Source organism: Sodalis-like endosymbiont of Proechinophthirus fluctus, from assembly GCF_001602625.1.
Taxonomy (GTDB): Bacteria; Pseudomonadota; Gammaproteobacteria; order Enterobacterales; family Enterobacteriaceae.
Map to the genome: position 1 here is coordinate 2576 of NZ_LECR01000084.1, position 3952 is coordinate 6527.

General features: G+C 52.3%; 2 protein-coding genes and 1 pseudogene. 1 reads left to right on the forward strand and 2 read right to left on the reverse strand.

Annotated elements, in window-relative coordinates:
- Positions 1 to 271: 271 nt before the first annotated feature.
- Both BG74_RS08185 and djlA read right to left on the reverse strand, forming a co-directional pair.
- Positions 272 to 637 carry a hypothetical protein gene (locus BG74_RS08185; protein ID WP_204376367.1) on the reverse strand — a complete coding sequence of 122 codons (366 nt, stop codon included), beginning with the start codon at positions 635 to 637 and terminating at the stop codon, positions 272 to 274.
- A 101-nt stretch (positions 638 to 738) separates the two neighbouring features.
- A pseudogene (djlA, locus tag BG74_RS08190) lies at positions 739 to 1558 on the reverse strand (co-chaperone DjlA).
- A gap of 198 nt (positions 1559 to 1756) precedes the next feature.
- On the opposite strand from djlA, the gene lptD reads away from it, so the two are divergent.
- Positions 1757 to 3952: LPS assembly protein LptD (lptD, locus tag BG74_RS08195; protein WP_244267452.1), on the forward strand; the 2196-nt coding region annotated here is incomplete at its 3' end.

Here is a 3952-nt window from a genome sequence, read left to right on the forward strand (position 1 = left end):
TACCAGACGTTCGTACGAGATTACGTGCGTTAAACGCTCAACGGCAGCTTCGATGATCGGTTGACTTATCGTAATCGACTGTGGCGAAAACTGGGGGAATATGAGCGTAACGTCCCACCCTGGGCGCGCGCGGCACGTATCGACGATGCCTATAACCTGCACCACCAGCGTCCGTAATAGTACCAGAATGGCGGCTTGATCAGCTGCATCATAACCACTGCCGGCCCCGAGCAGCTAGAATGTTACCAACTGCCGGATTACGATCATTATCTCAGCAAGCAACTGCAGACGGTGGGCCGACACCGCAATGTTGCTGCTTAACGGCAAGCCGCTGAATGTCGAGGCCATGGCGTTGCTGGCTGGGATGCTCGATGGGCAGCATGCTGATACACTGCTGGCCCACGTCAATTAGAAAGGCGCGACCGACGACGTGCACGGCCGGTTGACAGTCATGCTGATGGATAGCCATAGCATCAGTCGGATCATGTTCCGCAACACCCATCAAGAAGTGAAAAGTTTTCCAGCGCTTCGGCTGCACAACACCCACGCTCTGCCGATGCCCGCGCAATACTAGACCACCTTGAAGGTAGCCGGCATTATGTGCAGCAAGCAGGTGACGAATGAACATGCTCGTCATAGGCCGTGCCCGGAACAAATCTTTCATCAACTTAAGGGACAATACGCCACCTGGTAGAACTTCAACCCATAAATGCATTGGCTGGTCGACTTCCTGCTCGACTAGCGAAAGCCCTTTTCCCTCTTTAGGAGATCATAGGCTTGCTGGATCACTTGCGTTTTCTGTTTAGCCATTTCCATCATTTCCGGCGGCAGCCCTTTCGCGACCAGCTTGTCGGGACTATACCTGCTCATCAGCTTGCGATAGGCGCACTTAACCATCGGTCTACCGTCTTGGGGACTAACGCCGATAATTTGCAGGCGTCCCTCCATGGACGGTCCCTACGCCCGTTCCTGCTGGCGGTAACTTATCCTGGTAAGACTAATGCTGACCGCCGAACTGCTCGCCTCCCTCCATCATGCTGAGAAACTGATCAAACTGGCCACGGCTGATGCCAAGCCCTTACGGCCATGACGTACAGCACCTGTCGCTCGTTGGGATTCAGCGACTCATCCGATAAGGCCGCCTAGATTTAGATTTCCAAAAATATGCGGATGAGAAGCGACCAAAGCAGACCTGGTGAAACTCGCACAGCCGGCCGTGCAGCTGGAAATCGCTATCTTTCCCATCGCGGAACGACCGACTCCTGCACGGCGCTTTTCAGCGCATTATTCAGTTGCATCCGCGTCATCAGCCTATTGGCATTTACGATATCCGACTCGATGACCCGCCTATTTAGGCTTGATTAAATGGCCCATAACTTGGAAAGCAGTGCAGAAAAAACGTTTTGCCCGGTTTGTTGATCAAAATATAGCCTTGGATCGCTCACGCAAGCGCCTCACGCTTTATCTGGCCAATCATCAAGCTCAGTACGATGGCCTAAAAACCACTGCCTAACCAAATCGCCACAATAACGCCCAACAGCTTATCCCAATAACGCATATAATCCTCAATTCATCATGCCGTAATTCATCATGCCGTCGGTACAAAATTGCTCTATCATACATGTCATTTAACGCTAAGCCTAACGGTGCGCTGCGAAACAGCAGGATTTAACACTGGCGCGGCGCTTGTAAGTTATATGGTTTCTGACCGTTTGCCGCGATAATCCCTGGATGACGGAATACTTGAAAAACAGTTATGAAAAAACGTTTACCTACACTGCTGGTCAGTCTTATCGGATCAGCTCTCTATAGCCAGCAGGCGCCGGCCGATCTGGTGGATCAATGCCTATTGGGCGTGCCGGCTTATACCAAACCTTTTGTCAATGGCAACCCCAACACGCTGCCGGTATATATACAGGCCGACAAAGCCGTGGCGAATTATCCCGATCATGCGCTATTTAGCGGCAGCGTGAGCATTGAGCAGAGCAACAGCACGCTCACTGCCGATGAAGTGCATCTCACACGGCGCCAGGAGCAAAATCAGACGCCGCTGCGTACCGTCACCGCCACCGGCAATGTCAGTTATATCAGCAATGAGATAAAAATGCAGGGCCCCAAAGCCTGGTCCAATCTCAATACCAAAGATACCGATGTCTATCATGGTAATTACCAGATGGTAGGCCGGCAGGGCCGAGGTGACGCAGATACCATGAAACAGCGCGGCGATAACCGCTACACGGTATTGGAAAACGGCAGTTTTACCTCCTGTCTACCGGGTGACGAAAGCTGGAGTGTGGTCGGTTCGGAGGTGATCTACGACCGCGAGGAGCAAGTCACTGAGATTTGGAACGCGCGCTTTAAAATCGGTAAGGTGCCGGTCTTCTACAGTCCGTATTTGCAAATGCCGGTGGGCGACAAGCGCCGATCCGGTTTCCTTATCCCCAATGCCAAATACGGCAGCAACAACGGCTTCGAGTTTAGCACGCCCTACTACCTGAACCTGGCGCCTAACTACGACACCACCATCACGCCAAACTACATGAGTAAACACGGCACCCAGATCCAGACCGAGTTCCGCTATCTGACGACTCCGGGCGAGGGGTTGGTGGAGTTTGACTGGCTGCCAAAAGATCGGGTTTACAGCAGCGAGCACGCCAGTGACAGCGACCGCTGGCTGCTCTATTGGCACCATAACGGCGTCATGGATCAGGTATGGCGTTTCAATGTCGACTATACCAAAGTCAACGGCTCGAACTATTTCGACGATCTAGATTCCAAGTACGGCAGCACTACCGACGGCTACGCCACGCAAAAATTCAGCTTCGGCTATGCTGATGAAAACTGGGACTCCGCCCTGTCGTACAAGCAGTTCCAGATCTTTGATACCAATAGCAGCGACGCTTACCGCACTGCGCCCCAGTTCGACTTGACCTATTATAAAAACAAAATCGGTCCCTTTGATCTCAAGGTATTCAGTCAAGCAGCCAAATTCACCAACGTTAATAACGACTATCCCGAAGCCACCCGGTTGCATATCGAGCCCACGTTCAACCTTCCTCTGGCTAACCGCTGGGGTAATCTAAATACCGAAGCCAAGCTGATGGCCACTCACTATCAGCAGGAAAATATCGATTATTACAACGAGAATACCACTACCGGCCGTCACCTGAAGGGGTTGGTTAATCGGGTTTTACCGCAGTTTAAAACCGATGGCAAGACAGTATTCGAGAGTGATATGGGTTACGCGCCCGATTACACGCAGACGCTGGAGTCGCGGCTGCAATACCTGTATGTCCCCTATCGCAACCAGAACAATATCGGCGTTTACGACTCCACTATCTTGCAAACCGACTACTCCGGCCTGTTCCGCGATCGCACCCATAGCGGCCTCGACCGTATTTCGTCCGCTAACCGATTGACGGGTGGCGTGACTACCAGAATTTATGACGATCAGCGCGTGGAACGATTTAAAGCCTCCATAGGTCAAATCTACTACTTCTCTAGGCCCCGTACCGGTGATATCACAAGCACCTGGGATAATTATGATAATACTGGCAGTATAGTTTGGGCAGGAGATAGCTACTGGCATATCAGTAATCAGTGGGGGGTCCGCGGCGGCCTGCAGTATGACTCCCGTCTGAACAGCGTTTCGCTGGGCGATGCTGTGCTGGAGTACCGGCGAGACGAGAACCACATCCTACAGCTGAACTACCGTTACGCCAGCTCACAATATATCGAGCAGATGCTGTCCGACATTGTCCATCCTGGCTATCAACAAGGCATTTCGCAGGTGGGAGTAACCGGCAGTTGGCCGCTGATTGACCGCTGGTCACTGGTCGGCACGTATTATTACGATACCAAGGCAAACCAGCCGGCGAACCAATTGGTTAGCCTGCAATACAACACCTGCTGCTGGGCTATCAATGTGGGCTATGAGCGGAAGATCACTGGC